We start from the raw sequence: 23,050 nt of genomic DNA, 5'->3' as shown, positions 1-23,050 counted from the left end.
CTGCTCCCCTTAGGCGGGCTATGCCAACAGCGAGCTGATGGGATCCATAGCGAAGTAAACCACGAAGAGAGCAGCCACGAGCCACATGATCCAGTGCACCTTCTTGGCCTTACCGGCAAAGGTGGCCATCAGTGCATAGGCGATGAAGCCCACGCCGATACCGTTGGCGATGGAGTAGGTGAAAGGCATGACCACGATGGTCAGGAAGGCCGGGATAGCCTCCTCCATGCGGTTCCACTCGATGTCCTTGAGCTGCGCCGCCATCATCACACCGACGATGACGAGCACAGGAGCGGCGGCCTCAATGGGCACGATCTCGTAGAGCGGGGTGAGGAACATGGCCAGCAGGAAGATGACACCGGTGACAACATTGGCTAGGCCGGTACGGGCGCCGTCACCGATACCGGCCGCCGAGTCCGCGAACACGGTATTGGAGGACACCGAACCGGCACCACCAGCAACGGCACCGAAGCCTTCGACCACCAGGGCAGTCTTCATTTCCGGCAGGTTGCCCTTCTCATCCACGAGGTTGGCCTGCTTGCCCAGGCCGTTCATGGTGCCCATGGCATCGAAGAAGTTGGTGAGCAGCAGCGTGAAGATGAGCAGCACGGTGGAGACCACGCCCAGCTTGGTGAAGGCACTAATCGGATCGACCTGGCCCACAATCGACAGGTCCGGCAGCCCGCCCAGGGAGCTGGGCACCTCCGGGGTGGCCATGCCCCAGTCCTCGGAACCGGTAAAGGCCTGAATGATCATGGCGATGATGGTGGTGATGACGATGCCGATGAACAGGCCGCCACGCACCTGGCGGATGACGAAGAAGCTGCACAGAATCAGGCCCACGACGAAGACGAAGGCAGGCCAGGTCGCAATCGAGCCGTTCACGCCTAGGCTCACCGGGACGGTGGTCATCGCGGCATCCGGCACGCGGGTGACGAAGTGCCCGTCCACGAAACCGATGAGGGCGATGAACATGCCGATACCGACGCCCATCGCGGCCTTCATGGACGCGGGGATAGCGTCGAAGACGGCCTGGCGGAAGCCGGAGATGGCCAGCAGGACGATGATGAAACCTTCGATGACAACCAGGCCCATGGCCTCGCGCCATTCCAAGCCGTTGAGGGAGACCATGGTCACGGCCACGAAGGTGTTCATGCCCAAGCCCGCGGCCATGGCGAACGGGTAGCGAGCAATCATGCCGAAGGCGATGGTCATGACACCGGCCACCAGCGCGGTGGCGGCAGCGACTTGCGGGATTCCGAGGGTGGTTCCGGCCGAGTCAGCGGAGGTACCCAGGATGAGAGGGTTGAGGAGAATGATGTAGGCCATCGCGAAGAACGAGACCACGCCGGCGCGGACCTCGGTTCCAATGGTGGATCCGCGTTCGGTGATTTTGAAATAGCGATCGATAGCTGCGTTCATCGTGAGTGAGCGCCCCTTCTATCTAGAGAAATGAAGTTTTACCTGCTAAGGGTGCTCCATCGGGGCACTAAAACGCAAAACCCGCACGCTGCATCGCTGCTGCGCGCGGGGCGAAAACCGCTCTCTTTAATAGATAGGGCTCTCATCATCGAAGGGCCTCTCCTGCTCCGCTCCCTCCTCACGGACGCTCGTGCCGGAATGCGCGCCGCACCCGTAGGTGGCGTGCACCACTTTTCCATCCGCCGAGTATTCATTGGCACAGACGCCGAAATTGGGCAGCAGCTGGAGGTAAAAAGCACAGGTTTTGCACTGCAGTTGGGCCTGCGCCGCCATCTCCGTATTCGGCCCATACTTCTTGCGCCAACGCTCCTTGGCCTCCTTGAGGCCAGCCTCGGAGAGCTTCCCGCCGTCCAGTCTGTCGTCGTCAGGCGCCGGCGGCATGAGGTCTCCCGGGCCCAAGTCACCCGGGCGCAGGCGCTCGGAATAGGGCACCCACTCCGGGGCTTGGAGGGCCTGGCCGCCGGGGACGAGCGCAACCTCGTTCACGGTCGGCGTGCGGGAACCTTCAGCGCAGGCGACGACGGCATGCCACTCCCATCCCGGGTATCCCGGAACGTGGGCCTCAAAACGGTGGGTGGCCACGTTGCGGCCCACACCCGCAACGCCCCGGTGCTTACCGACGTCCCCCTCTCCTACCTCCTCCACGGCCCGGCGCGCCAGGTCGACAGCCGTCGAATCGAGAAGCGGGGAATGCATCTTTTTCTTGCGAGTCACCCTCCCATTATTAATCACACGCCCGAGCATCGTGCACAATGACTGTCATGGCCTTCCCACACTTCCCCCGCGCCGCCCGCGCGCTCGCCACGGCTTTATCTGCCGCTGTACTGCTCGCACCGCTGGCCTCCTGTTCCTCCCAAGCTGTAGACGAGCGCGCATCCTCATCGACGGCGACAGCGGCGGGTAGCGATGGGACGTCGCCAAGCGCACGCTCCCCAGAGCGCCTCGGCGTCACCGTCCTGGACACCGCACCCTTGCCAGCGGACACCTTTACCCAGGGCCTCGAGGTCGACGCTGACGGACACCTGCTCATCGGCACCGGGCTGAAGGGCGAATCGCGCCTTATGCGCGTCCAGCCGGGCGAGCTAGCCCCGCTGAAAGAGGTCGCGCTCGAAGACTCGTTCTTCGGCGAGGGCATCACGCAGACCGAGACCGGTATCTGGCAGCTGACGTGGAAGTCCGGCACAGCCTTCCTGCGAGATGCCGAGACCTTCAACGAACTCGACCGCGCAACCTATGACGGCGAAGGCTGGGGCCTGTGCAACGCTGGCTCTGAGCTCATCATGTCCGATGGCTCCGCCACACTGCGCCACCTGGACCCACAGACTTTTGAGGAGCTCGGCCCGCGCACCGAGGTCACTCTCAACGGTTCGCCGGTGGATAACCTCAACGAACTAGAGTGCGTCGATGGCGCAGTCTATGCCAACGTGTGGATGAGCGAGGACATCCTGCGCATCGACCCCGCAACCGGCGAGGTCACCGCGGTGATTGACACCGCGAACCTCAACCATGTCCCGTCTGCCGATCCCAACGCCGTCCTCAACGGCATCGCCCATATCCCGGGCACCGACGAGTTCTGGATCACCGGCAAGCTCTGGGATGAGCTGTACAGGGTGCGCTTCGAGTAGGATTCTCACCCATGGCTACCGTGAAGCAAGCAAGGAAGAAGTCACTGCTGCAGTTTCTGGCGCTCATTATCGCCGTGGCGGTGATCGTCGTGGCGGTGGTGATGTTTCAGAAGTGGTGGAATGACCGCCCGGGCCCCGACCCGCAGGACGTCACCATCACGGCCACGGTGGGTGATGAAACGATGGAGGTTGCGCCCTATAGCGTCTGCGAGCCCGGCGCCGACTGCGAGGAGGGCGAGGTTCCCAACCTCACGGTGGGGCCCGATGACACCCTGAAGCTGGAGATCCCCGAAGCCATCTATAACCACGAGTGGTCGGTTCTCTCCATTTACGATGACCCAGCCGCCAACGACAGCACTGCGCACGGCGCCAACGAAACCACCTCGCTCGAAATCCCCGGCTCCGTCGCGCCGATTGAGGCTTCCACCGGCGAGCGCCCGCAGCTGATGGTCGTGGAAATCTCCACCCTCATGATTGGCCACGATGCCAATGGTGAAGAGACCCCGATGCACACGGTGTGGTCACTATCCACCATGACCGACGAAGAGCTCAAGGAATCCAAGGCCACCGGTGACGCCGAATCTCCAGCAGAGGCTCCTGAGGAGAAGTAGCCGCGCCGCGGCGCGCGATGTAGCGCGCGCCGCTACAATCGACAAAGTGCCCGACCTGCCAAATTTACGGCTGATCATTGCAAAATCAGCTGTACTTTTGGCAGGTCGGGCACTTTTCAGTCATCGGCCTAAGAATGTAGGCCCCTAGCTATCCAGATCCTTTGCAATAGCACGCAGAATCTCCGCCACCTGGCGACCAGTCTTGCGCTCCGGGTAGCGACCCTGGCTGAGCACCGGCTGCACTTGGGTTTCGAGGAGCGTCATGACGTCGGAAAGCATGCTCGACAGCTCCTCCGGCTTGCGGGCCGGGGTGCGGCGGCGCGGAGCATCAAGGACCTTCACGCGCAGCGCCTGCGGGCCACGGCGACCAGCGGCGAAATCGAACTCGATGCGCTGGCCCTGGTACAGCTCATCAACGCCCTTGGGCAGCACGTTACGGCCAACATAGACGTCTTCATCGCCGGGATTGCTGACAAAGCCGAAGCCCTTGTCCGCGTCATACCACTTCACTTTGCCGATAGGCATGGTTCTTCACTCACTTTCTTTCCGTCTCTCCTCTACCAAAGCTTAGGCCGTATCACCTGCCTGCCGATAGGCACCGGCATACCGGGATAAGGAGGCGCGGCGAAGCGTGGTTGTGACTTAAGCTGCCGCGCGGAGGAACTATCCGTGGAACTTATAAAGAGATACATCTTAACCTCCACGCACCCCACCAAAGAAACCAAGAATAGGTATCGCCTCAACCACCACACCCGTTACAGGTGTGACATAGCTAACACACCCGTCACGAACAGGGGAAACGTAGGGGAATCCCCGCTTCCGTTATCGTTTTGAGCCATTTAACGTGACTGATTCGTTATAAACCGCTACTCTTTCCCACAGGCACTTCGGCCGCCGGTCGTGGAAGTCTCGCCCCAGACACAGTCCGGGCTTCCACACGGCGGCCATACATGATGTGCATGAACGTGAACATCAATTGCAAAACTACATGCCGGACTGGGCATCATCTGGGCGCGAGAAAGCAAGAACAACCTAGAGAAGGAATACTTTAATGGGACGCCACTCCGCTAAGAACAAGTCCATCGCCACCAAGTTTGCCGCTTCCACCGTTGCCGTGGGCGCTGCCGCAGCCATCATGGCTCCGAACGCTGCCGCTGCACCGGATTCCGATTGGGACCGCCTCGCACAGTGCGAGTCCGGCGGCAACTGGGCCATCAACACCGGCAACGGCTACCACGGCGGTCTGCAGTTCAGCGCTCAGACCTGGCAGGCCTTCGGCGGCGGCGAGTTCGCTCCGACCGCTAACCTGGCTACCCGCGAGCAGCAGATCGCTGTCGCTGAGCGCACCCTGGCACAGCAGGGCTGGGGCGCATGGCCGGCTTGCTCCGCTAGCCTGGGCCTGAACTCCGCACCGACCCCGCGCGACGTGAACGCTACCCCGGCACCGGCCGCTACTCAGGTAAAGGAAGAGACCGCGCCGCAGGCACCGGCTGAGGCACCGAAGGCTGTCCAGGAAGCTGCCGAGGAGCCCACCGACGAGCTGGCTGTCGACGCCCTCTACACCCTCATCGAGGACACCGCTACCCAGTACGGCCTGACCGTCCCGGCTTCCTTCACCGAGCAGTACAAGGCCAACCGCCACGACTTCAACGCCTTCTACTCCGCTAACCGCCACGTCATCGACCCGGTGGCACAGGTTTTGGCTGCACGCTAAGCAGCGCGCCGCGCCGTGCAAGCACGGCACACAGATAGAGGGGCCGCTTCAACAGGAAGTGAACAGACCCCCTCCGTTTACTCGTTCCAAGGACGGAATCACCCCCTACAAGGGGGTCAGTTTTCTTTGAAGCGGGCGCCAAATGGCGCCCGCTTCTTGTATTACCCCGTTTGGAATAGACCCCAGCTAATCCGGCCCTTCCTCGAGCAAAGTTACCTAGCTAAGGCATATCAATTCAGCGAAGTTTCTTAGACTCCTGATACAGAATAAGAAGCTACTTTGGTGGCCAATTTTCTATATTTTCCAGCGAGAGAAAAAGATTTCCACCGCACTTTTAGAGTCACACCTAGTCCGTTCATGCACCGCAAAATTGGCAAACAATGAAAGTCAGAACCCCATATTATTGGGATTTGAACCCTCAATAGAGTTCCTTAAGCAGCGAAAGAAATACATCGACTTTCGCCCGCTCTTCTCCCCCTTTCAAAGTGACCGCTACGATAGGCAGCGCCTCAAAATCATTCGAAAGCTGCTTTTGAACATAAGCATTCCCGTCATGCGAAAAGCTGTGTTCCGAATATTGAGTCAATAAAGAATACCCCAGGCCGCGGGCTACCATGCCTCGAATAACTTCATTGCTTCCGGTCCGAAACCAAACTTTTGGCTTTAACTTGACTTTCTCGAACAAGGACAGAAAATACTGTGCTGCTGGCTTCAATTCGAAAAGGATAAATCGGTCCTCGACCAACTGCTCCAACCAAACAGAAGGGGAACCTGCCAGAGGGTGTTCAGAAGGCAGTAAGGCATACGGTTTAACCGCCGTTAGCTGAGTAATCGTTCCAACTTCATTCAGCCCCTGCTCAAAACTATAATCGTAAATCACGATGACATCGAAGTTTCCGCGCCGCAGGCCATCGATTAGCTTGGAACGATCTCCGGTCTCAAAGGATAACCGCAATTCTGGATACTTCGATTCCAAAAGTTCTACAAGAGGAGGAACTAGACGCGGCGCGATTGTTGAATAGCAGCCGAGACGAATAGACCCCGAGATCTCCTGCCCCAAGTGGCGTGCAACATTTTGGATTTCACTGACAACACCGAGTGCAGCCTTTGCATGTCTCAGAATTACGAGACCATCCGCACTTAAAGACAACCCACGAGGATGACGTATAAACAAAGAGACATTAAGGCTTGACTCTAGCTCTCCGATTGCGCTCGAAATCGCCGATTGTGAGACAAATAGTTTTGAAGCAGCCGCAGTCACACTGCCAGTTTCAGCGACGGCGTCAAAGTACTCGAGCTGTCGAAAGGAAATACCCAACGAATACCTTTCTTCCAACGCCATAATTGCAGGGTGCGTAAATGCTGTCACCCTGCAATCGTGGCAATCTTCTACCCGAAGTATAATCGCACCCGCCTAGGGGGCGAGATGCATTATTGACAGTTTATTCCCCTAGAAGAGCCTCTTTTTTATTCCTCTTTGCGCCAGCCAGGTCCGATTCGTGTAAGAGGTCACTACCCTTCGTCTCTGGAATTGTAAGCAGAGTAATCACGCCAATTATCGCGACCACAATTAGCGTGTATGCCGGAATCATGTCGTTGCCAGTGACATCGATGAGCCACGTATTCAGGTACGGAAGGGTGCCGGCAAAGAATGCTCCCGCAATTGAATAAGCCATCGATAGCCCTGATTGCCGGGTACGTGTTGGGAAAAGCTCGGATACAGTTGCCGAATGGGTACCAAGAATAAGCGCAAGAGATGCCGCAAGCCCAAAGGTAGCGATAAACCCTGCCAGCGCAGTCCCCTGCTTCATAAGCAAGAACATTGGGAACGCCAATACAATAAGCAATGCTGCAGCGGTGAACATTACCGGTTTTCGTCCGATTTTGTCGGACCAAATTCCAGCTAGTGGAATCATAGCCGCGGCAACAATCGAAGCGACCGCAGACAAAATGGAAGCCACACCAGGTTCAATGCCTGCAACTGTCTCTTGGTAAGTGATGAGATAAACCATGACCACATAGAACGTACAGTTCATGAAAATCTCTATACCAATTGTTTGAAAAAACTGCTTGGAGTTTTTCTGAAATACCTCTTTCAGAGGAGCCTCAGGAACAATATCCTCCTCTTGCAGGGTTTGAAATTCTGGCGTGTCTTCAATTTTCAGTCTGATCCAAAGGCCCACTGCTGCGAGGGGGACAGTCAGCAAGAATGGAACTCGCCATCCCCAAGCCATAATTGCTTCATCGGAAAGCGTCAAGTGCATTCCGGCCACCACAATAGAAGCCAAAAGGAATCCCATAACAGAGCCAAATTCAATCCACGAGGTTCCAAAACCACGCTTTTCGCGCGGCGAGTATTCAGAAAGGAACGATGCGGCAGAACCGAATTCTCCTCCAGCCGCGATACCTTGAATCACCCGGGCGACAATCAACAAGATCGGAGCCCAAATACCGATAGTTTCATGGGATGGAATCAGTCCGATCATGAGGGTTCCCACAGCCATCGTAATGATGACAAATGAGAGGGTTTTCTTTCGCCCGACCGTGTCGCCAATATGGCCAAAAATCACGGAGCCAAGAGGCCGAACGAAGAAAGCAACCGCGAAGACCGCAAATACAGAGAGAAGGCTGGCCGTTTCATTGTCGGAGGGAAAAAATACGTGGGAAATCGTAGTCGCCAGATAGGCATAAACAGCCCAGTCGAACCAGTGGACGAGGACACCGATTGCACCGGCAATGGTGTTGCGCCGTAGCTCTTGAGGTGACGCAGCTTTTCTTTGATCTATTGAGTTCGTCATTGTCCAATCCTTTGCGTGAGCCTACCGCCAGATTCATATTGGACACCACAATTGAAACTCTGAGTGACAAGACGCCAGCCATACTTTCAACGTGATGCACCTTACACTGGCGCGTATTGCGGATCACAGTATGGTAACTCCGACGTTTAGTCTATCGGTATTTTTTGATACCCCCTTCACTTTTCCTAATACACCTTCGCCAAATAGCCCTAGAGGCTCACTGGACCACTTAGCCCTCCGAACTCTTAGTAGTGCAACTATCGACGCTCCTGCAGCAACAATCGCACGGTGTCAACAAACAATTCCGCCCTCAGCGACAGATTTTCCCCCCTTCGCTTAATTACCCCTACCCGAAGCCCTTCCCCCGCCCCAACTATCGGCACACGATTCAAATGCAGCCCTTCGTTGGTCAGGTCATGCACCGGCGACTGATTAAGCACGGAATACCCATACCCCCTTGCAACCATAGATCTAACAATCTCAAAGCTTTCGAATCTATAACTCACCAGCGGTTCAACCCCCGCTTCACGAAACGCGGACAAGAAATAGTTCGACGATTTCCCCAAGTCCAATAGCACTAGAGGATCAGACTCCAACGAAGGCAGTTCCACTTTTTCCGCCTGAGCAAAGCGGTGGCCATCCCCAAAAACTGCATAAAGGGGCGCAGTGCCCATTGGGATAAATTCAATCTCTCGGCCATAATCGAAGTCATATGCAAGCGCAGCCTCAATTTTCCGCTGTGACAATGCTTCCTCCAACTGGTCCGCATCACACTCCCGAATATCAACATCCACCCCTGGATGGCTCGCATGAATCCCTTCTACGATATCCGGAATCCAAAACTGCGCGAGAGTCGTAAAGCATCCAGCCGTCAACCGTCCTCCCAAAGTGCCCGTCCGCACACTATCAACCGCGTCCTTAACCCCCGTTAGGACCCTTAGGCAATGCGGATAGAAAATTCGCCCCTGATCCGTAAGGGCAACTCCCTTTGAACGACGTCGCACCAGAAGCTGACTTCCAACAGCCTGCTCAAGCTGCGAGATAGCCATTGACACAGCGGACGGAGCTACAAAAAGCTCATCTGCAGCTGCACTCATCGACCTCAGCTCAGCCACCCGCACGAAGTAACGCATTTGCGTCAGCGTTATCGCCGATTCAGTCTTTGCCACTATCTGCTCCTTCACCCATCAAATACCCAAAACAGCACTCCCCATCGCAAAAGTACAGGTCATGCCTATCATCAGAATAATTGATGAACTTTGTACGTAGAAGGTACTTGCTTAACCCGCTCCTCCACAACAGACTATTGATATCTGGATCACACTTTCCGAACAGTGTGCTGCACTTTACCTTTATGACCGTGGTCCAGCCTCAGTATTCCTACAGTTGGAGTTTTGTATGCCTCACATCAAAAAGGAAGTCGTCATTATCGGCGCTGGCCAAGCTGGCATTGCAACTAGCGAACATCTTCGCTCCCACGGGATCGACCACATCGTCCTTGAGCGTGACAAAATCGCTTCTCGCTGGCGCTCGGAACGATGGGATTCTCTCGTTGCAAATGGCCCCGCTTGGCACGATCGTTTCCCAGGGTTGAAGTTCGAGGGAGACCAAGAACGCTTCGTCCCTAAAGAAGAAGTCGCTGACTACATGGTGAAGTACACCGAGCTTTTCGACCTACCGGTCAAGGAGGGAGTAACCGTCACCAAAGTGACTCGTAAGGATGGCGGTCACGGATTCATTGTGGAGACTTCCGAGGACACCTATGACTGTGACTTTGTCGTTGCTGCCACTGGAGCATTTCAGGTCCCCGTAATCCCTGCCGTAGTCCCACAAGAAGAAATCTTCCAAATCCACTCATCCGACTACCACAACCCAGGGGATCTTCCCGAAGGCGGGGTACTCGTTGTTGGTGCTGGGTCTTCCGGCGTTCAGATTGCAGACGAGCTCCGCGACGCGGGCCGGGAGGTCTACCTTGCCGTAGGTCCTCATGATCGCCCTCCACGACGGTATCGAAACCGCGATTTTGTCTACTGGCTCGGTGTCTTAGATAAGTGGGATATGGCAACACCAGCGGAAGGCGCTGAACATGTCACCATCTCAGTTACTGGCGCTAAGGGCGGTCACACCGTGGATTTCCGAGATCTCGCGGCTAAAGGAATCACGCTCGTAGGGCGCGCTGGACCATATGAGAACGGTCGCATGAAGTTTGCTGCAGACCTCGCACGCAATATCCATGAGGGAGACGAAAACTATCTTTCCCTCCTTCGGGAGGCAGACGCATTCATTGAACAGAACGGGCTAGATCTCCCTGAAGAACCCGAGGCCCACATTTTGGGCCCGGATCCTGAATGCGTAGCAAATCCGCTACAGGAACTCGAGCTAAAGGCCAATGGGGTGAATAGCATCCTTTGGGCCACCGGATATGGGCGCGATTACAACTGGCTGAACGTAGAAAACGCCGTCGATAGCCAAGGTACTCCGATTCACAACCGTGGAGTCTCCTCTGCGCACGGTGTTTACTTCGTCGGACTGCCGTGGCAGTCACGTCGTGGCTCGTCATTTATTTGGGGCTGCTGGCATGACGCTAAGTTCGTCGCAGATCAAATCAACATTCAGCGCAACTACCGCGATTACCGCCACCCCGAAGACTGAGTCCCTCACTTTCATCATCCCAACTACAGAAAGGCTTCACCATGAAGTTCACGCGAATCCGTCCTTTCAACACGAAGGACACTTACCCAGAACAAAATCTCTCCAATGATCTGTGCCAAGCAGTGGTCGCTAACAACATTGTCTTCCTCCGTGGCCAGATTGGCCAGGATCTAGACACTCGCGAATCTGTCGGCATCGGTGACGTCGAGGCACAGGCCGAAAAGGCAATGGCAAACATCGACATGCTTATGAAAGAAGCAGGCGGAAGTCTCGAGAACATCGTAAAGGTCACCGTCTACCTGACAGACATTCGCTACCGCGAAGCCGTTTACAACGTAATGGGTAGGTGGCTTAAGGGCGTGTACCCCGTTTCTACAGGACTTGTAGTTGATGCATTGGCTCGCCCGGAATGGCTCGTCGAAATTGATGCGACAGCCGTTCTAGATAACAACTAGATTTCGATAACCATTCTGAGCCCTGCGGGGGCGACGACGCTTCTCACCGCCCTCCGGCTCCTCAATCATTGGAAGGCTTATGACTTTTTCAATTATTGCTCGCGACAGCTCAGGCGCCATTGGCCAAGCTGTTTCGTCCTCTTCACCGGCCGTCGCTGCTCGCTGCCTTAATCTTCGTAGCGGGATCGGTGCGGTGTCTTCCCAAAACATCACCGACCCACGGTTCGGTCCGGCGATTTTGGGGCGACTCGAAAATGGCAGTACAGCTCAAGAGGCGTTTGACTGGCTCAAGGAGAATGACTCCACGCTGGATTACCGGCAAATCACAATTCTTCCGGCGAAGGGTCCAGGTTTCTCTCACTCTGGAGTCCACACGCTCGGTACGCACAACCAGGTTGTTGGCGATAACTGCGTAATCGCCGGAAATATGCTCGCGTCGGAAAAGGTTATCGACGAGATGCTTAACCGATTTGAAAGCACTAGCGGTGAACTTGAGTATCGTTTGCTTGAAACGATGATCGCTGGGCTGGAGGCCGGCGGTGAAGCTGGCCCAGTTCAGTCTGCTGGTTTAGGCGTCGTTCGTGACGCTGGGTGGATAGAAACTGACCTGCGGGTGGACTGGTCTGATGCGCCGATTAATGAACTTGAGAAGCTACTCGAAATTTGGATGCCCCAACGCGATGACTACGTGACACGCGGAAAATCACCGCACACCGCTCCTTCCTATGGGGTGCCTGGCGATGAATAAGTATAAAGAGAAGGCGCGCGAAGCTGTCCACGAGGAATTGAATTCACTCATCGAGCTTTCTGAATGGCTCCATGAAAATCCCGAGATCGCTTGGGAGGAGGTTGAGTCATCTAAACGATGTGCAAACTTCCTACGTTCACGCGGCTTTGATGTTGAAGATAATTACGTAGGAATCTCTACATCATTTCATGCAGTGAAAGGCTCGGGTTCTAAGCGAATTGGGATCATGGCGGAATACGACGCACTGCCAGGTATTGGGCATGCCTGCGGCCATAATCTGATTGCTGCAATGTCTCTCGGGGCTGGTATCGCTCTTTCCGAGGTCGCGGAAGAACTGGATCTCTCAGTAGAGATTTTCGGAACTCCAGCAGAAGAAGGAAAGGGCGGGAAGGTTGAGATGCTAGACCGCGGCGCTTTCGATGGGCTGCACTTTGCAATGATGTCGCACCCCGCCCCCGTTGATGTCGTAAGGGCTAAGCCATTCGCCGTTCTGCATTGGGAAGTAAATTTCACTGGCCATGCGTCACATGCGGCTTCCTACCCCACCCAAGGTGTCAACGCTGCCGATGCTTTCACAATCTCAGAAGTTGCCATTGGTTTACTGCGGCAGCAGCTACCCCCAACTGTGCGTGTGCACGGGATTGTCACTAAAGGTGGTGATGCTCCAAACGCTATTCCTCACCGCACACAAGGGCGCTGGTACGTACGAGCGTCAACGATGGAGGAACTGGAGGCTACATCTCAAAAGGTTATTAACTGTTTCAAAGCTGGGGCTCTTGCTACCGGCTGCGAAGTCTCCATCATCGATGAGTCGAAACCATATTCCGACTTCGTTACGGATGAAGCGGGCCTTGAGTACTACGAGAAAAACGCCCTTCTTCTTGGCCGCGACTTACGCACAGATGGGCCTGAAACATTAATGAGTCAAGCCTCAACTGATTTTGCTAACGTCTCCCATATAACTAGGGCGATACACCCTTATATCGGTGTGGGTTCTTATCCTGTTTTGAACCACCAAGAGGCTTTCGCCGATGCATGCGTAGGCGAAGTCGCTAACCAAACGCTTTCGGATGGCGCCATCGCTCTTGCTTGGACGGGAATTGATGTCGCCCTGGATTGGCTGGAGGAGCATTCCGACTGATTGCATTTCCAAAGCGAACGCTATGGAGAAGAACCCTTCTCAATCAGTTTGGGTTCTTCACCTAGCTCGTGACCGGTCACAGACCAACAGCACCAGGCCAACAACGATCCACAGACCCAACGACCACCACGCATGGCCAAAGCCCTGCCCGTCGAAGAAGGACAGCGAACGGACCAGATGCCCCGTCGCACCGATGGGCATCCACTGCCCCAACGTCGACCACCCGGCAGGCAGCAGCCACGGTCCGGTTGCCAGCCCCGACAGCGGGTTCGCCAAGAAGATAGTCAGCACAGCGCCGATTCCGATACCAGCCGCACCCATCAGACCCGCGAGACCAGCGGTCACCACCGACGTTGCCAGAATGTCCGCCGCGATAGCCATCCACTCGGCAGCGAAGCTGCCACCGAGGGTTCCATAGACGGAGTGCAGCATCCACGTGGCAACGAGCGCGCCTAGTAGCGCAATGCCGACAAGCACCCCTAGCTTGGCCCACTTCTTTCCGCGGAATGCAAAGGTGGCAATAACAGCGGAAATAATCCCGCCAAAGGCCAGCGGCAGGCCCAGCAGTGCGATACCGCTCGCCTGCGGGTCCTCCGCAGTCGTCGGCGCAAGCTCCTGCTTCTCCACGGACATTCCTTGTGCTTCAAGCTGGCCAGCGAGGCCATCAATCATCGTCACGTAGGGAGCACCATTTCCCGCAGCGGTGAACGCACTCGCGCCCTGCGGGGAGATGACCAGTCCACCAACAGCTTCACGCTGCAACACCGCGTCGCGCACCTCGGCCTCGCTGTGCTTCACGACGATCTCCGGGGCCTCATCCCCCGCCGCACTCTCAATCTTCTGCGAGATGCCTTCGAGCATGGGCTCCGGCGCCGAAATGGCAACCGGAACGCCAGCCGGACCCGACGCAAAGGTGGGCGCCAAAAACGCCCACAGCATAAGGCCGATGACGACGGGGATCCCCACAATGGCAACTATCGATTTCACAGCAACCGATGGCTGCTTTCCTTCCTGACTTTTCACCGCTGACACTTCTAACCTCCAAACGGAACAGGGTGTTTCACTTACAAAGTGGAGCATAGTGTTCCGTTTGATATGATGCAAGCTGTGAGACAAGATGCAGCAGAAAACAAGCAGGCCATCGTCGCAGCAGCCAGGCAGCTGCTCATCAGCGAGGGACCGGGCGCGTCCATGCGCTCCATCGCCAAGAAGGCCGGCGTGGGCGTTGCCACGGTCTCACGCCACTTCCCCGAACGGCTCTCCCTCATCGATGCCGTCACCGGCGCGGAGGTAGCACACATCAAAGAAGAGGTGGACAGCCACCTACAAGGTTTCGACGAGGATCCCGAAGGCACCTGGCGCGATATTATTCATCGGATCGCCAGCCTTAACTTCGCCGCGGTTGTTCAAGCAGCGGCAGCCGAGGTGAATACTGCCTCATTCTCAGACAATGACGTGCAGAAGGTCGCCGCTCAACGCACAGCTGAACTGAAGTCGATCTACCAACCGATTATCGAACCCGCGCGACAAGCGGGCCTCTGCCCCGAGTCCCTCACCCCGCTCGAACTCCACATCGATATCGGTCTCATCACCCGCCCGGCGCCCGGAGCACTGGCAAACATCGAACGTCTTTCAGAAATTCAAACCCGACTCATCGATACCCTGCTCGACGGCTTTAAAACCCAAGCCCGTGCCGACTAACGCCGGAACAAAAGCATTCAGCGCAAACACGTATAGCCCCACCGAGGAGAACATTCTCGGAGGGGCTGAAAGCAAGCCGGTCGGGCTCAACGCATCCGCTAAGTGAAGCGCAGTTTTCTGCGCGCCTACTTAGCGGTTGATGCGGGTGTACGGGTGAACGTAGTTGAGCTTTTCTGCCGGCATCGGCAGAATCAGGTCGTCACCGTACGGGCTGGAAGCACCAGCAAAAGGTGCAGTAAGTTCAGTAATAGCGTGCTCGCGGGGGCTGTTCTTCGGCCAAGCCGGGGATACGAAGCCTTTGTTCTCGTTCGACATGCTCCTTATTATTCCAAACCCCGCGGCAAAAAGTAACTTATTCACCCAACGAGGGCCCCATACCTCCCCCGCCTACTAACTACTAAGCTTGATCGCCATTATGACCACCCCCTCCAACCGCGCCCGCGTCACTGAGAGCTACCGCGACTGGCTCAGCCAGTTGCCCGATGAGGACCTACGCGCCCTACTGAGCAACCGCAGCGATGTTCTCTCCCCCGCACCGAAGGACTTCGACGCGCTGGCCTCGCGTCTGACACTTCCGATGCACGTCGCGGATGCCTTAGCAGCAAGCAATGCCGAGCAGCTAGCTGCCTTGGAGGACATCGCCCACCGCGGCGGCGAGGTCAACATGGTGGAAGACACCAACCCTGAAGTAACACGGCAGCTCAAGGAGCGCGGCCTCGTCTTCGGCGATGCCCCGCAGGTGCGCATCGTCACCACCGTCATGGGCTCGCTTCCCACCGGTTGGTCGCTGCGCAACCAAGTCGAGTTCAATGAAAAGGACCTAGCCACGCTTGCTCCCGAAGAGCGCCGAGTCCTCGATGCCCTAAGAAAAAGCGACGGCATGGGCTATACCACCGACACCGAGCCAGACATCAACTCCGAGGATCCCGCCAAGCGCCTGCTGGCCAAAGGTTTCCTGGAGCGCATCAACGCACACTCGGTGCGCCTGCCGCACTCGCTTGCCCGCCTGCTGGCCGGTGACACCACCCCGCCCATTCCCACCACCCCCTCGGGGCGCGCCGGAACTCCGGAGCCGGATACCAAGGCGGACGACGCCGGTGCCGCAGCTGGCCTGGAAGCCGTGCGCGGCATGGAGCGGCTCATCGAGTTGCTTGGAAGCCATCCGGTAGCGCTGCTCAAGGATTCTTCGGTCGGCGTTCGCCCCCTCAACCAGCTGGCCAAGGATCTCGCTCTGGAGAAGGAGGAGGTCGCGCGACTCATCTGCTTGGGCCACCACGCTAGGCTTCTCCACCGCGGCGAGCCGGATGGCATGGAGGGCCACTTCCTCGCGCCCACCACTGGCTCCCAAGACTGGCTCGAGGCCGATCTCGGGGAGAAGTGGCGCATTCTTCTCGACGCCTGGCGCACCTCCCCCTGGGCTAGTTGGAGCGACGCTCGGGTCCTCGCAGACGACAGTATTGTGCGCCGCCTGCCGCGCTTTCGAGCCTTCGTCCTCGGCGTCTATGCGCACTCCGCAGTCGCGCTGGACGACGAGGAGTTCTGGGAGGACCTACGCTTTCGCTCCCCGCTCTTTGCTAGCCACACGCGCACGCTGACCATCGAGAAGCTGCGCGCCGAAGCCGAATGGATCGGCGCCATAGCTTTGGGCAGGGCCACCCGCGTGCTGGGAGATTCCACCGCGGCCACCAACCTCGTTCCTGAGACGGTCAGCGAGTTCATCATCCAGCAGGACCTCACCGTCCTCGTGCCCGGCCCCCTTGAGCCAGACGCACACCGCACCCTCGCATCCCTGGCGGACCTCGAATCCCCGGGCCTAGCCAGCGTGTACCGCATCAGTGAGTCCACCATCCGCCGCGGCATGGACCAGGGCCTCACCGCCCAGGAAATGACCGACTTCTTGGAAAAGCATTCCCCGACGGGCGTGCCGCAGGCGTTGGAGTTTGCCATCGGGGACGTCGCCAAGCGCCATGGCACCCTCCGCAGTGGTCCTGCGCTCTCCTACCTGCGCAGCGAGGACCCCGCACTCTTGGAGCTCGCCGTTGCCTCAGTCCCCGGCCTGCGCCTGCTCGCGCCCACCGTGGCTGTCTCGCAGCTGCGCGTGGGCGAGCTGCTGGAGAAGCTGCGCGCCAAGGGCCTATCCCCCACCCCGGAGGATGAATCCGGCGCTTCCCTTACCGTCGCCCCCGAGCCTTACCTTTTGCCCACGCCTCGTACGAAGCCCCGCAAGCGCGCGCCCGCCTCGGTGGATGACGCTGTGCAGGCCTTGCGGACATCAGCGCAGAATCCCAGCGCGCAGAAGGAAGAGGAGCCGGATCCCCTCACACTCGCACGCGCTGCCGCGCGCTTCCACGCCGATATCGTGATTTCCTATGCCGATAAGAGCGGCGATATCCGCACCGTGACCGTGACACCACTCTCCGTTGAGGGCGGCTACATTGATGCCCTAGGCTCAGCGGGCAAACCCGTGCGCTTCCCAGTTCACCGCATTTCCTCCGTCCGCTTTGCCGACAGGGATTAAATCTTTCCCTGACGCCCAGAGTAGAAAGGCCTCATCATGCCCGGACCACTCATCGTCCAATCGGACAAGACCGTCCTCCTCGAGGTGGATCACCCGCAAGCCAACGAGGCACGCGCAGCCCTCGCGCCTTTTGCCGAGCTGGAGCGCGCGCCCGAGCACATTCACACCTACCGCATCACCCCACTAGCCCTGTGGAATGCCCGCGCCGCCGGGCACGATGCCGAGCAAGTCGTCGACGTTCTGGAGAACTACTCCCGCTTCCCGGTGCCGCAGGCGCTGCTGATCGACGTCGCCGAGACCATGTCGCGCTACGGCCGCGTGCGCCTGCTGGCCCACCCAGCCCACGGTCTCATCCTCGAATCGGACGAGCCCGTCATCCTAGAGGAGCTCACGCGCACCAAGAAAGTCAGCGAGCTTCTGGGCCCGCGCATTGACGACAACACCATCGCCGTACCGCCATCCGCACGCGGGCGGCTCAAACAAGAGCTGCTCAAAGCCAGCTGGCCCGCCGATGACCGCGCCGGCTACGTCGACGGCGAATCCCACCCCATCGCGCTGAGCACGGAGGAGGTGGACTGGGAGCTTCGGGATTATCAGCAGTATGCCGCCGAATCCTTCTGGTCCGGTGGCTCCGGCATCGTGGTCCTGCCCTGTGGCGCGGGCAAAACCATCGTGGGTGCTGCCGCCATGGCCAAAGCACAGGCCACCACGCTCATCCTGGTGACCAACACCGTGGCCGGGCGCCAATGGCGCGATGAACTATTGCGCCGCACCAGCCTGATGCCGGAGGAAATTGGTGAGTACTCGGGTGAGAAGAAAGAGATCAAGCCCATCACCATCGCCACCTACCAAGTGGTCACGCGCAAGACCAAGGGCGAATACCGCGCGCTCGAGCTCTTCGATTCCCACGACTGGGGCCTTATCATCTACGACGAAGTCCACCTCTTGCCCGCTCCAGTTTTCCGTATGACCTCCGACCTGCAATCGCGCCGCCGCTTGGGGCTGACCGCCACGCTCATCCGCGAGGACGGCCGCGAGGGCGATGTCTTTTCGCTCATCGGCCCCAAGCGTTATGACGCACCGTGGAAAGAACTGGAATCCGCCGGCTATATCGCCACCGCGGACTGCGTCGAGGTGCGCGTAGACATGACGCAGGAGGAGCGCCTGCTCTATGCCACCGCACAAGCGCGGGAGAGGTACAGGATTGCGGCGTCGGCAAGCGCGAAGCTGCGGGCCGTCGACAAGCTGCTGAAAAAGCATGCAGGCCAGCAGGCTCTGATCATCGGCGCCTACGTGGACCAGCTGGAGGAGCTCGGTGAGCACCTCAACGCACCGGTCATTGACGGCAAGACTTCCACCGCCAAACGTGAGAAGCTTTTCCAGCAATTCCGCGAGGGCGAGCTTCCCACCCTGGTGGTGTCCAAGGTGGCGAACTTCTCCATCGACCTGCCCGAGGCCGCCCTGGCCATCCAGGTCTCCGGCACCTTCGGCTCACGCCAGGAGGAAGCCCAGCGCCTAGGCCGCCTGCTGCGCCCGAAGAAGGACGGGCAGGAGGCCACCTTCTACACTCTGGTGGCGCGCGAGTCGATCGACGCGGAATACGCGATGCACCGCCAGCGCTTTTTGGCCGAGCAAGGTTATGCCTACCGGCTGGTGGACGAAGTAGACTTGTGAGCTGATGAAGATTTTCAAGTTTGAAGTCAACGAAGACTTTGCCAAGAAGAACAACGAGCTCCTCCGCGATTCCTCGCGCCTGCGCAACTCTGGCCTCGTCATGGGCCTCGTGCTTATTCTCGGCGCGATTGCCGTCTATTTCGGAATCGACCCCGTCTGGCGCATCACTCTGGCGGTAGGCATGGCGCTCTTCGGCATCTTTTGCGCCGTCATCGGTGTCTTGGCTTCGAGCAAGGTTGGCTCGGCCCAGAAGCTCTACGACTCCTATCCGCTAGCCCCCGCGGTCGTCGCGGAGGTCAACGAGCGCGACATGGTCCTCATGGCTTTGGTAAATACCAACGTTGACCCGAAGGCACCGCCGCGGTGGGGCGCGTGCCTGCGCACGGTCACCAGTATCCCGGGTATCAAGCGCACCGTGGGCACCAAGGTCCCGGTGGCCGCGGTCTCCGGCCAGCGCAGCTCAAGCGATAAAGACCACTGGCAGCAGATCACTCCCATGCCGATTGCCTGGGGCACCCCGGATGCGGAGACCGTGACGATTGCCCGCAAGTCCATTCCGGAGGATCAGTGGCAGCGCCTCGAGCGCGCACGCAAGCGTCTGACCGATGTGAAGGCTACAAAATACGATCTACTGGTGCTCTAAATGACTGTTGAGAGACTACAAGAATTTGGCGAGACCATCTTCGCCACCATGACCGCCCTTGCGGTGGAGAATGACGCGGTGAACCTGGGCCAGGGTTTCCCCGATAGCGATGGCCCACAGCGCATGCTGGAGATTGCCCAGGAGAACATCGCCGGCGGCAACAACCAGTACGCTCCCCTGCGCGGGGTCCCAGAGCTGCTCAGCGCCATCGCAGAGACCTACTCCGTGCCGCAGGATCACGTCGTGGTCACTGCCGGTGCTACCGAGGCCATCACCGCCACCGTCCTAGGCCTCGTGGAACCCGGCCAGGAGGTCATCGTCCTCGAGCCTTACTACGACGCCTACATCGCCGCCATCGCGCTTGCCGACGCCACCCGCGTCCCCGTCCCCTTGAAAGAATCCGGCAACAGCTGGGACATCGACGTCGATGCCGTGCGCGCAGCCATCAAGGACAAGACCGCCATGGTCATCATCAACACCCCGCACAACCCGACCGGCTCGGTCTTTTCCCGCGAAGCACTCACCGAGCTCGCCGAGCTCTGCGTGGAGGAGGACCTCCTCGTATTAGCTGACGAGGTCTACGAAAACCTCACCTTCGGCACCGCCAAGCACGTCAGCATCGCCTCCCTGCCGGGAATGGCTGAGCGCACCGTCACGGTGTCATCTGCCGCCAAGTCTTTCAACTGCACTGGGTGGAAGACCGGCTGGGCCATCGCGGAGCCTAAGCTTCTCGACGGCGTCATCAAAGCCAAGCAATTCACCACCTTCGTCTCCACCACGCCCTTCCAGCCGGCCGTGGCCCATGCCCTGCGCTATGAACAGGAATGGCTGGACGGCATGGTGTCTGAGCTTGCAGAGTGCCGCAGCATCCTTGTGGAGGGCCTCAAGCAGCTTGGCTTCCACGTGCATGACACCGGCGGCACCTACTACGTGGTTGCCGATATCTCCTCTACCGGTTTACACGGCATCGATTTCTGCATGCAGCTGCCCGAAACAAAGGGCGTAGCCGCCATCCCGCTGGCCGCCTTCACGGACAACCCGGAACCGTGGCAGCACAAGGTGCGCTTTGCCTTCTGCAAGCGCCCCGAGGTCATCCGCGAGGCCGTGCGGCGTCTAACTGCAGAGTCCTAAGAATTCAGGCTCCTGCACATGCCCACCACACCAAAGTCCTATTCCGAGCTGACTGATCAGATCCAGCGCCAACTCGACTCGATCGTCGACATGGCCATTCAGGTAGATCGCTCAGGCGTGACACACGTTCCCCTTCGTAGTCGCTGGACCGTTGCGGGGCTTCTGAACCATCAGCGGTACGTCATCCGGTTTTGGATCGCAAATGTTGTGGTAGGCGCTGATCTTCCGGTCCCGTGGACCGATGACTCTCCACATGCAGACTGGAACGCGGATCCCGAGGTCACGGTCGAGACCTTCGTCGATGCCCTTCGACAGGAGTGGGAAGATGCCTTGTCTTTGCTTGCAACGTATCCACCGGGAGAGCCTGCATCCCAAGCTGACGAGGACGGCAGGCACCCCACTGTCGACTGGGTGTTGTCCCACCTACTGGCCGAAGTATCCAGGCACGCCGGACACATGGATGCGGTTTGCGAGATACTCGAGCTTTCACCCGTCGATTAACATCCACACGCCGGTGACTGGCACAGTGCCTCCGCGCTGACATGGGTTGGAGGACTTCCTGAGAATGAAGGGGTATGCTGCACTTCCAGCCCCAGTACCGTCCTAGTCTTTAGGAGAACCGGGTTCTACAATCAGCGCGAGTCCCGAAGCAAGGTCTGCCAACAACTGCTTCGACGAGTCCACAGGAGCATTGAGGTAGTCAATCGTCAGCCCGTTGACCAGCGCAGTGACAAGGCGAGCACCTTGCTCAGGAGACAGTCCTCGGGCCAGCTTTCCGAAACGTTGCGCTGCTTCGAGACCTTCAGACACGCGCGCCCGAAACTTCGTCACCTCGGCGTCGTATAAGTCAGCCAGCCATTCGCGCGTCGAGGCAGCAGCTCCCACTATGACCCACACAGCGGAATCCTCGCGCTGGACAGGTCCAATTGGCAAGAGTTCAGCCAGGCGACCGTGGAACGCCGCGTGAAAATCCGTCGCATCGGTTTGAGTAAGGGCCCGCGACTCCTGGCGCTGCAACGACCTGACAAAAGCTTTCGCGATGATGTCGTCCCGTTTACCCATCTGGTACTGGACAGTCCCAGGCGCGACGCCAGCCTCAGTGGCGACGTTGCGCACGCTCAGGGCATCGAGACCCTGGCTGACCATCACTCGAATGGCAGCATCAGCGATCACTGCGGCGGTGCCGGTGATGGGTGTGTTGCGATCAACGGACATGGAGCTCCAATCTTGCGTAGCTCAGATGCGATGAGCCATTCATAAGTGTAGTTGCACTCGCGCATTGCGCCTCGTACAATCGTACCAAGCCCGCTATTAATACAAACGTACGACGCTGGATTGAGGCCTCTTGCGAATCTAAGGTCAAACTCCCGCAAACACCCGACTACTGGAGAATTCCATGTCAGACTTCCTTCCCCTTGCTGGCCTTGCACTCGTAGATAGTTTGAGTGCAGGAACCCTTGTCATTCCTATTGCACTGATTGTTATCTGGCGACGAGTACGTTTAGGCCTATTGGGCACCTATCTCGCTACGATCGCCACGGCCTACTGCGGCCTTGGTATTGCGCTTCTATTAGGGTTCGATGCGGCAGTATCGAGACTTTCTGGCGTAAGCGAGACTGATTGGTTCCAGTGGGTGACGCTTGTTCTGGGCGCGGGGCTTTTCATCTTCGGTGTGTTCTCGCCAAACCCCAAAAAGCCCGCGGCCACGCAGACCACCAACGGCGAGGTGTCGAAGAGTCGGGCTTCTCGCCTTGCACGGGGCGCGTCACTGAGTGCGACCGGCATGGTGGGGCTTGCGCTAGGTGCTGCCGTCGTCGAGGCTGCGACTATGTTGCCTTACCTGGGCGCAATGGGAATTATCCAGTCTATGTCTTTCGGGTTTAGCGGCAAGGTCGCGCTTATTGCGGGTTACTGCATCATCATGGTCCTACCGGCAACTCTTATGGCTGCCATTGCAGGCGCAGCGGGGCCGGCTATTTTTCCCCGTCTGGAGCGCGCCATCCGTCGGCTGGAGTATGAAGCGAAAGTGACGTTGCTGTGGATCGCGGCAATTGTGGGAGTCCACATGGCGGCATCGAGTGCACAAGGGCTCGGATTGATCGGTTGAGTGCCAAGTTGAACGTTGAGCGATAGCGCCGATTGAAGAGCCCCTTCCTG

The 23,050-nt window shown here is 58.2% G+C and carries 23 protein-coding genes; 14 read left to right on the top strand and 9 right to left on the bottom strand.

Annotated features, from left to right (window positions below):
* Nucleotides 1–18 precede the first annotated feature (18 nt).
* Together QKE52_RS08590 and QKE52_RS08585 are read right to left on the bottom strand one after the other, a co-directional pair.
* Nucleotides 19–1,422: an NCS2 family permease gene (locus QKE52_RS08590; protein ID WP_070517021.1), complete on the bottom strand. Its 1,404-nt coding sequence runs from the start codon at nucleotides 1,420–1,422 to the stop codon at nucleotides 19–21.
* A gap of 126 nt (nucleotides 1,423–1,548) precedes the next feature.
* Nucleotides 1,549–2,226, bottom strand: coding sequence for a DUF3027 domain-containing protein (locus tag QKE52_RS08585; RefSeq protein ID WP_070517019.1), 678 nt, complete (start codon nucleotides 2,224–2,226; stop codon nucleotides 1,549–1,551).
* 8 nt (nucleotides 2,227–2,234) lie between these two features.
* Here QKE52_RS08585 and QKE52_RS08580 point away from each other — a divergent pair, with 8 nt between their 5' ends.
* Both QKE52_RS08580 and QKE52_RS08575 read left to right on the top strand, forming a co-directional pair.
* Complete coding sequence (locus QKE52_RS08580; protein WP_070517017.1) at nucleotides 2,235–3,107, top strand: glutaminyl-peptide cyclotransferase; 873 nt, start codon at nucleotides 2,235–2,237, stop codon at nucleotides 3,105–3,107.
* Between the two features lie 11 nt (nucleotides 3,108–3,118).
* Nucleotides 3,119–3,718, top strand: a complete 600-nt coding sequence (locus QKE52_RS08575; protein WP_070545055.1) for a DUF2771 domain-containing protein — start codon at nucleotides 3,119–3,121, stop codon at nucleotides 3,716–3,718.
* 144 nt (nucleotides 3,719–3,862) lie between these two features.
* Here QKE52_RS08575 and QKE52_RS08570 read toward each other — a convergent pair whose 3' ends face one another.
* Nucleotides 3,863–4,243 (bottom strand): cold shock domain-containing protein, encoded by a 381-nt coding sequence (locus tag QKE52_RS08570; RefSeq protein ID WP_070517013.1) that lies wholly within the window; start codon nucleotides 4,241–4,243, stop codon nucleotides 3,863–3,865.
* 526 nt (nucleotides 4,244–4,769) lie between these two features.
* On the opposite strand from QKE52_RS08570, the gene QKE52_RS08565 reads away from it, so the two are divergent.
* Nucleotides 4,770–5,432, top strand: coding sequence for a resuscitation-promoting factor Rpf1 domain-containing protein (locus tag QKE52_RS08565; protein WP_070517010.1), 663 nt, complete (start codon nucleotides 4,770–4,772; stop codon nucleotides 5,430–5,432).
* A 418-nt stretch (nucleotides 5,433–5,850) separates the two neighbouring features.
* Here the strand turns inward: QKE52_RS08565 and QKE52_RS08560 are convergent, their stop codons facing one another.
* The 3 genes from QKE52_RS08560 to QKE52_RS08550 form a co-directional block, all read right to left on the bottom strand.
* Nucleotides 5,851–6,774: a LysR family transcriptional regulator gene (locus QKE52_RS08560; protein WP_083318710.1), complete on the bottom strand. Its 924-nt coding sequence runs from the start codon at nucleotides 6,772–6,774 to the stop codon at nucleotides 5,851–5,853.
* A gap of 100 nt (nucleotides 6,775–6,874) precedes the next feature.
* A complete protein-coding gene (locus tag QKE52_RS08555; protein WP_070679517.1) occupies nucleotides 6,875–8,230 on the bottom strand; it encodes an MFS transporter in 1,356 nt (451 codons plus the stop codon).
* 257 nt (nucleotides 8,231–8,487) lie between these two features.
* Nucleotides 8,488–9,399, bottom strand: coding sequence for a LysR family transcriptional regulator (locus QKE52_RS08550; RefSeq protein WP_070679520.1), 912 nt, complete (start codon nucleotides 9,397–9,399; stop codon nucleotides 8,488–8,490).
* A 229-nt stretch (nucleotides 9,400–9,628) separates the two neighbouring features.
* On the opposite strand from QKE52_RS08550, the gene QKE52_RS08545 reads away from it, so the two are divergent.
* From QKE52_RS08545 to QKE52_RS08530, 4 genes are all read left to right on the top strand, one after another.
* Nucleotides 9,629–10,882, top strand: coding sequence for an NAD(P)/FAD-dependent oxidoreductase (locus QKE52_RS08545; RefSeq protein ID WP_070679522.1), 1,254 nt, complete (start codon nucleotides 9,629–9,631; stop codon nucleotides 10,880–10,882).
* A gap of 41 nt (nucleotides 10,883–10,923) precedes the next feature.
* The gene (locus QKE52_RS08540) at nucleotides 10,924–11,337 is read left to right on the top strand and encodes a RidA family protein (RefSeq protein ID WP_070679525.1); all 414 of its coding nucleotides are present in this window, start codon (nucleotides 10,924–10,926) and stop codon (nucleotides 11,335–11,337) included.
* Between the two features lie 79 nt (nucleotides 11,338–11,416).
* On the top strand, nucleotides 11,417–12,085 hold the full coding sequence (locus tag QKE52_RS08535; RefSeq protein ID WP_070679528.1) for a DUF1028 domain-containing protein: 669 nt from the start codon (nucleotides 11,417–11,419) through the stop codon (nucleotides 12,083–12,085).
* Nucleotides 12,078–13,226 (top strand): M20 family metallopeptidase, encoded by a 1,149-nt coding sequence (locus tag QKE52_RS08530; protein WP_144013393.1) that lies wholly within the window; start codon nucleotides 12,078–12,080, stop codon nucleotides 13,224–13,226. The genes QKE52_RS08535 and QKE52_RS08530 overlap by 8 nt, the downstream gene beginning before the upstream one ends.
* Nucleotides 13,227–13,283: 57 nt before the next feature.
* Here QKE52_RS08530 and QKE52_RS08525 read toward each other — a convergent pair whose 3' ends face one another.
* Entirely contained in the window at nucleotides 13,284–14,213 is a 930-nt protein-coding gene (locus tag QKE52_RS08525; RefSeq protein WP_347948569.1) for an ABC transporter permease, read from the bottom strand.
* Between the two features lie 111 nt (nucleotides 14,214–14,324).
* Here QKE52_RS08525 and QKE52_RS08520 point away from each other — a divergent pair, with 111 nt between their 5' ends.
* A complete protein-coding gene (locus tag QKE52_RS08520) occupies nucleotides 14,325–14,927 on the top strand; it encodes a TetR/AcrR family transcriptional regulator (protein ID WP_305137953.1) in 603 nt (200 codons plus the stop codon).
* A 129-nt stretch (nucleotides 14,928–15,056) separates the two neighbouring features.
* Here the strand turns inward: QKE52_RS08520 and QKE52_RS08515 are convergent, their stop codons facing one another.
* Entirely contained in the window at nucleotides 15,057–15,242 is a 186-nt protein-coding gene (locus tag QKE52_RS08515) for a hypothetical protein (protein ID WP_010187772.1), read from the bottom strand.
* 100 nt (nucleotides 15,243–15,342) lie between these two features.
* On the opposite strand from QKE52_RS08515, the gene QKE52_RS08510 reads away from it, so the two are divergent.
* Genes QKE52_RS08510 through QKE52_RS08490 form a run of 5 tightly spaced genes read left to right on the top strand, consistent with a single transcriptional unit; the run spans nucleotide 15,343 to nucleotide 21,394 of the window.
* Complete coding sequence (locus QKE52_RS08510; RefSeq protein ID WP_347948568.1) at nucleotides 15,343–17,445, top strand: helicase-associated domain-containing protein; 2,103 nt, start codon at nucleotides 15,343–15,345, stop codon at nucleotides 17,443–17,445.
* Between the two features lie 36 nt (nucleotides 17,446–17,481).
* Nucleotides 17,482–19,119, top strand: coding sequence for a DNA repair helicase XPB (locus QKE52_RS08505; RefSeq protein ID WP_347948567.1), 1,638 nt, complete (start codon nucleotides 17,482–17,484; stop codon nucleotides 19,117–19,119).
* A 4-nt stretch (nucleotides 19,120–19,123) separates the two neighbouring features.
* Nucleotides 19,124–19,762 carry a DUF3239 domain-containing protein gene (locus QKE52_RS08500; protein ID WP_347948566.1) on the top strand — a complete coding sequence of 213 codons (639 nt, stop codon included), beginning with the start codon at nucleotides 19,124–19,126 and terminating at the stop codon, nucleotides 19,760–19,762.
* Complete coding sequence (locus QKE52_RS08495) at nucleotides 19,763–20,893, top strand: pyridoxal phosphate-dependent aminotransferase (RefSeq protein ID WP_347948565.1); 1,131 nt, start codon at nucleotides 19,763–19,765, stop codon at nucleotides 20,891–20,893.
* An 18-nt stretch (nucleotides 20,894–20,911) separates the two neighbouring features.
* Entirely contained in the window at nucleotides 20,912–21,394 is a 483-nt protein-coding gene (locus QKE52_RS08490) for a DUF664 domain-containing protein (RefSeq protein WP_347948563.1), read from the top strand.
* 102 nt (nucleotides 21,395–21,496) lie between these two features.
* Here QKE52_RS08490 and QKE52_RS08485 read toward each other — a convergent pair whose 3' ends face one another.
* Nucleotides 21,497–22,108: a TetR family transcriptional regulator C-terminal domain-containing protein gene (locus QKE52_RS08485; protein ID WP_347948562.1), complete on the bottom strand. Its 612-nt coding sequence runs from the start codon at nucleotides 22,106–22,108 to the stop codon at nucleotides 21,497–21,499.
* 181 nt (nucleotides 22,109–22,289) lie between these two features.
* On the opposite strand from QKE52_RS08485, the gene QKE52_RS08480 reads away from it, so the two are divergent.
* Entirely contained in the window at nucleotides 22,290–23,000 is a 711-nt protein-coding gene (locus QKE52_RS08480) for a GAP family protein (protein ID WP_347948561.1), read from the top strand.
* Nucleotides 23,001–23,050: the final 50 nt, after the last annotated feature.

Origin of the sequence: Corynebacterium sp. c25Ua_47 (assembly GCF_039907205.1) — a bacterium.
Classification (GTDB): domain Bacteria; phylum Actinomycetota; class Actinomycetes; order Mycobacteriales; family Mycobacteriaceae; genus Corynebacterium; species Corynebacterium hiratae.
This window is presented reverse-complemented; position numbering and strand designations above follow the sequence as displayed.

Coding starts and splice junctions, on each gene's coding strand:
- QKE52_RS08590 (WP_070517021.1), bottom strand. CDS start 1,422: ATGAACGCAGCTATCGATCGCTATTTCAAAATCACCGAACGCGGATCC.
- QKE52_RS08585 (WP_070517019.1), bottom strand. CDS start 2,226: ATGCTCGGGCGTGTGATTAATAATGGGAGGGTGACTCGCAAGAAAAAG.
- QKE52_RS08580 (WP_070517017.1), top strand. CDS start 2,235: ATGACTGTCATGGCCTTCCCACACTTCCCCCGCGCCGCCCGCGCGCTC.
- QKE52_RS08575 (WP_070545055.1), top strand. CDS start 3,119: ATGGCTACCGTGAAGCAAGCAAGGAAGAAGTCACTGCTGCAGTTTCTG.
- QKE52_RS08570 (WP_070517013.1), bottom strand. CDS start 4,243: ATGCCTATCGGCAAAGTGAAGTGGTATGACGCGGACAAGGGCTTCGGC.
- QKE52_RS08565 (WP_070517010.1), top strand. CDS start 4,770: ATGGGACGCCACTCCGCTAAGAACAAGTCCATCGCCACCAAGTTTGCC.
- QKE52_RS08560 (WP_083318710.1), bottom strand. CDS start 6,774: ATGGCGTTGGAAGAAAGGTATTCGTTGGGTATTTCCTTTCGACAGCTC.
- QKE52_RS08555 (WP_070679517.1), bottom strand. CDS start 8,230: ATGACGAACTCAATAGATCAAAGAAAAGCTGCGTCACCTCAAGAGCTA.
- QKE52_RS08545 (WP_070679522.1), top strand. CDS start 9,629: ATGCCTCACATCAAAAAGGAAGTCGTCATTATCGGCGCTGGCCAAGCT.
- QKE52_RS08540 (WP_070679525.1), top strand. CDS start 10,924: ATGAAGTTCACGCGAATCCGTCCTTTCAACACGAAGGACACTTACCCA.
- QKE52_RS08535 (WP_070679528.1), top strand. CDS start 11,417: ATGACTTTTTCAATTATTGCTCGCGACAGCTCAGGCGCCATTGGCCAA.
- QKE52_RS08530 (WP_144013393.1), top strand. CDS start 12,078: ATGAATAAGTATAAAGAGAAGGCGCGCGAAGCTGTCCACGAGGAATTG.
- QKE52_RS08520 (WP_305137953.1), top strand. CDS start 14,325: ATGCAAGCTGTGAGACAAGATGCAGCAGAAAACAAGCAGGCCATCGTC.
- QKE52_RS08515 (WP_010187772.1), bottom strand. CDS start 15,242: ATGTCGAACGAGAACAAAGGCTTCGTATCCCCGGCTTGGCCGAAGAAC.
- QKE52_RS08510 (WP_347948568.1), top strand. CDS start 15,343: ATGACCACCCCCTCCAACCGCGCCCGCGTCACTGAGAGCTACCGCGAC.
- QKE52_RS08505 (WP_347948567.1), top strand. CDS start 17,482: ATGCCCGGACCACTCATCGTCCAATCGGACAAGACCGTCCTCCTCGAG.
- QKE52_RS08500 (WP_347948566.1), top strand. CDS start 19,124: ATGAAGATTTTCAAGTTTGAAGTCAACGAAGACTTTGCCAAGAAGAAC.
- QKE52_RS08495 (WP_347948565.1), top strand. CDS start 19,763: ATGACTGTTGAGAGACTACAAGAATTTGGCGAGACCATCTTCGCCACC.
- QKE52_RS08490 (WP_347948563.1), top strand. CDS start 20,912: ATGCCCACCACACCAAAGTCCTATTCCGAGCTGACTGATCAGATCCAG.
- QKE52_RS08485 (WP_347948562.1), bottom strand. CDS start 22,108: ATGTCCGTTGATCGCAACACACCCATCACCGGCACCGCCGCAGTGATC.
- QKE52_RS08480 (WP_347948561.1), top strand. CDS start 22,290: ATGTCAGACTTCCTTCCCCTTGCTGGCCTTGCACTCGTAGATAGTTTG.